Source organism: Bifidobacterium sp. SO4 (assembly GCF_018555355.1).
In the GTDB taxonomy this organism is placed as follows: domain Bacteria; phylum Actinomycetota; class Actinomycetes; order Actinomycetales; family Bifidobacteriaceae; genus Bifidobacterium; species Bifidobacterium miconisargentati.
Map to the genome: position 1 here is coordinate 1 of NZ_JAFEJP010000032.1, position 3,667 is coordinate 3,667.

Here is a 3,667-nt window from a genome sequence, read left to right on the forward strand (position 1 = left end):
AGCGTTCCCGCCTCGCCTCGCACATAAGACCCCGACTCGCGTACTCCACGCCCTCGAAAACCCACCTGCCCATACATGACTCCCGCCACCCGGCCAAGCGTTGCAACGATCACTAGAACCCGCCCCTTTCCCATTCCTTCTCTCCCAAGAATCCGTCTTGGGAACCGCTACAAAGAGGGCCACAGTGAACCTCTCCAGCTGCGATGGTACTCGCCGTCACCGTAATCATCAACGACCACACGGACACTATTCGACATTTCGTCAGTACGGGAAGCAGACGACATCCACAGCCCCCGACTCACCGTCATGCCCCCGACCCGCCACGGTCGCCACACCCACGAACCAATCTCGTTTTCCGGTAGATATGCACCGATCTGTCGAATGCCTGCCTATGTTGCAGACATCAGCAACCACAGGAGGAAAGGGGCCGGCCATGTGTATCTATCTCGAATGGACCACCGATATCGGGGTCGACTCGTACGACGTGCTCGACCATAACCATCTGGAGAGCATGACCCGGGAGGACCGCCGTCATGCCACCGAACGCCTGCAGTCCTTCATCGACGCCGTCATCGGAGCGGACACGGATATCGACCGGCTCAACGGACGCACCATGATCTCCGCCTTCGAACCGGACGAGCCGGAACAGACCAAACACGACTGGTGCGAGTCCTTCGTCCCGGCCTCCGGCGATGACGCCGAATGGCGGATGGACGATCTGCTTGCCCTGCTGGACGGTCTCGCCCGTATCGGCAGGCAGGGCGTTACAAACATCGACTTCCACGCCGGGACCTGCGTCCTGCCCGACGGAAGCCGTGTCAGGGTGGCCAGCTGGGAGCAGATGACGGAGCCCGTCAATGACCATCTCGCCGCACTGGAGGCCGCGACCACGTGCGCGACCGGTTTTCTGACCATACAATCGTCCGGCCATACGCTGCCCCTGACCGCCGGATGGATGCGGGACCTCAAGCGCGGGCTGACCGTCGCGCTCGACGTGGTTCGTATCTCCCGCATGTCCCGCCGCATGACGGCCGTATAGGCGGCACCCGCCGCGAACGGACCGGTTCGCTCAAGCGCTACCGGAGCGGTGTATCAGTTCTGAAGGTAACGTTCGGCTATACCCTGCAGATCGGCTTTGACCCGGTCGAATTCCTGGTCCAGGTCCAGGGTCCTGACGCTGATGAGGTTGCCATCCATCCGGTATTCGTCGTCGGGCAGGTCGTTCTCGTCGGTTTTCGCGTACAGCAGCATGCCGGAGACGGTCCGTCCCGAGCCTCGCACGTGCGCCTCGGTGTTCTTCACGTAGGAGAACATCTGGTACAGGTTGCCCGAGTGGATGGTGTGTTTGCCGTAGTTGTCCTGCATAGTGTGCGTGTAGTACTTCGCGTCGATGATGAGTATTCGTCCGTCATCGGTTTCGAGGAAAGCGTCGGAACGCATCTGCGGCAGGTGCATGGTCTCGCTGCCCGGATCCAACGCCCAGTCGATGTGTTTCGCGGAGGCGCGAAGCCGGGATCGCATTTCACGACGGTAGTAGTTGAGGATGAACCGTTCGTACAACCGGTTCATGGTCGCCTCGTCGAAGAAATCCAGCAGTTCCATGCCCGCCGCACCGTCCGTCTGGATCAGGCCCTCGATGACCAGCCGGCAGATGTCGAGCAGAATCCGGTAGGAGCGGTTGCTCCGGTCGAAGCCCATATGCCAGTCAATGCGCCTGACGTCGACGGTGCCGACCGGTTCGAACAGTCGCAGCAGGGCGCGCAGACGCCGGCGACGGTCACCGCCGATGTCGGCATGGGTCAGGAGCAGCATCGTGGATTTCACGATGCGGTTCATCGGCTCGTCCACCGTGAAGTCGTCGTACTCGCAGACCAGACGGCGGCGAACCCTCACGCCCGGGTCCAGTGATCCGGACAGGTCGATGCGCCCGCGGACCGTGGCCATCTCGTCCCGGGCGAGCCGGTAGTCGCGCCTGAGCCCGCGTTTGACCTGGGTCTCCACGCCACGGCACAGGATGGCCGCGCACAGGTCCGCCGCGTTGTCGAACGGAGCGGCGTCGAACTCGCGGTACGCCGGCTTGTCCATCAGGTCGAGCGCGTAGGACAGCATCTGGTAGACGTTGCGGACCGGTATCATCGGACGGCTTTCCTGAGTCTCTCCGCCCAACGGTCGACCTTGCCGCGGTCGTCGAACCAGTATTCCTCCAGCAACGGCACGAGCTCGTATTCCACGATGAGATCCAGGTCCATGTCGTCTTTCGTGAGACCGCACAGGAAACTGTGGCCGATGCGGAAGCCCGGACCCAGGGAAGCGTCCCTCGCGATGTCATCGTTGAGCTCCTTGACCGTGCCCACCAGACCATCGAAAGTAGGCGATTCGAGTCCTTTCCGGTATTGCCTGAACCCGTCCGTGTCGAAACCGGGTTCCATGGTGAAGAACGCGAACCGCCTGCGCAACGCATAGTCGATCATGGCCAGACTCCGGTCGGCGGTGTTCATCAACCCGATGATGTACACGTTCGCCGGCACGCCGAACGATTCGTCCGCGTACGGCAGCTGCAGGCGCATGCCCCGCTTGTCCTGCTCGATGAGCATGAACGTCTCGCCGAAGATACGGCTCAGGTTGCCGCGGTTGATCTCGTCGATGATGAAGCAGTAGTCGCGTTCGTCGTCCGCCTCGGCCTGCTTGCAGAACCGGTAGAACACGCCATGCTTGAGCTCGAACCCGTCACCCGAGGGACGGTATCCCATGATGAAGTCCTCGTATGAGTAGCTCTGATGGAACTGTACCATCTGCACGCGCGTGGGATCCTTCGAGCCCAGCAGCGCATACGCGAGACGCTTCGCGGCATACGTCTTGCCCACGCCCGGCGCGCCCTGCAGGATCAGGTTCTTCTTCCGCTTCAGCAGGGCGGTCACCCGTTCATAATCCGTGTCCGACATGTACACATCGTTCAGGAACTCCTCGCGCCCATACTCCGGACAGTCATATACGGGAGTGTCATCGTCATCCATCGATTCGACGTCGAACAATCCATCGAGCATGCTCACCCGCTCATGGTCGTAGGAGATATCGGTCAGGGTCTTGTTGATGTACAGACTGTCCCGGACTTCCGACCACTGCTCATCGGGCACCTTTCCCGGATCCAGTGCCGTCCATTTCACCGGGCGCCTGTTGCGATAGCCGTCCGGGTCGTGCTCATCGTAATGGTAACCGTCCTGGACGATGCCCCTTCCCAAGATGGTGTTGCGACCCTTGCATGCGAACACCACGTCACCGGGTTTGATGACATGTCCCATATCCCAGATGGCCTTCCGGGTGTTGTACATGTTGGGCTTACCGTAGGCCTTCCGCAAAGCCTCCTCTATATCCGACTTCGAAACGTATCGGCTGAAGTCCCCCAGTTCCGGCCATCCCAGAAGCATGAGACCCCGCTCGAGGCATTCCTTCCATTTGCCGGCCTGCTCGCCGGGATGGTAGACCCAATACCTCGGCATCATGTTATCGGCGTCTTCAATGTTCATGGCATCCTCCTTGACGGGCGAGGTGCCTCATTTGAAAGTGAGCGCGAAACCGGGAGTGGTGCCTCACTGGAAGTGAGCGCGAAATCCTAGTCGGTGTCGGCTGGTGTTTCGTTGTGGTCTTCCGGTCGGACGCCCGCGATCTT

At 60.9% G+C, this 3,667-nt stretch carries 3 protein-coding genes; 1 reads left to right on the forward strand and 2 read right to left on the reverse strand.

All coding sequences use genetic code 11. From position 1 onward, the window contains the following. Window positions 1-433: 433 nt before the first annotated feature. Window positions 434-1,039 (forward strand): hypothetical protein, encoded by a 606-nt coding sequence (locus JS536_RS11630; protein ID WP_214357055.1) that lies wholly within the window; start codon window positions 434-436, stop codon window positions 1,037-1,039. Window positions 1,040-1,092: 53 nt separating this feature from the next. Here JS536_RS11630 and mcrC read toward each other — a convergent pair whose 3' ends face one another. Both mcrC and JS536_RS11640 read right to left on the reverse strand, forming a co-directional pair. Continuing rightward, complete coding sequence (gene mcrC, locus JS536_RS11635) at window positions 1,093-2,136, reverse strand: 5-methylcytosine-specific restriction endonuclease system specificity protein McrC (RefSeq protein ID WP_214357056.1); 1,044 nt, start codon at window positions 2,134-2,136, stop codon at window positions 1,093-1,095. After that, the gene (locus tag JS536_RS11640; protein ID WP_214357057.1) at window positions 2,133-3,524 is read right to left on the reverse strand and encodes an AAA family ATPase; all 1,392 of its coding nucleotides are present in this window, start codon (window positions 3,522-3,524) and stop codon (window positions 2,133-2,135) included. The genes mcrC and JS536_RS11640 overlap by 4 nt, the downstream gene beginning before the upstream one ends. Window positions 3,525-3,667: the final 143 nt, after the last annotated feature.

Bases quoted from the DNA above. Each gene is read 5' to 3' on its own strand.
- JS536_RS11640 (WP_214357057.1), bottom strand. From the start codon at position 3,524: ATGAACATTGAAGACGCCGATAACATGATGCCGAGGTATTGGGTCTAC.
- JS536_RS11630 (WP_214357055.1), top strand. From the start codon at position 434: ATGTGTATCTATCTCGAATGGACCACCGATATCGGGGTCGACTCGTAC.
- mcrC (WP_214357056.1), bottom strand. From the start codon at position 2,136: ATGATACCGGTCCGCAACGTCTACCAGATGCTGTCCTACGCGCTCGAC.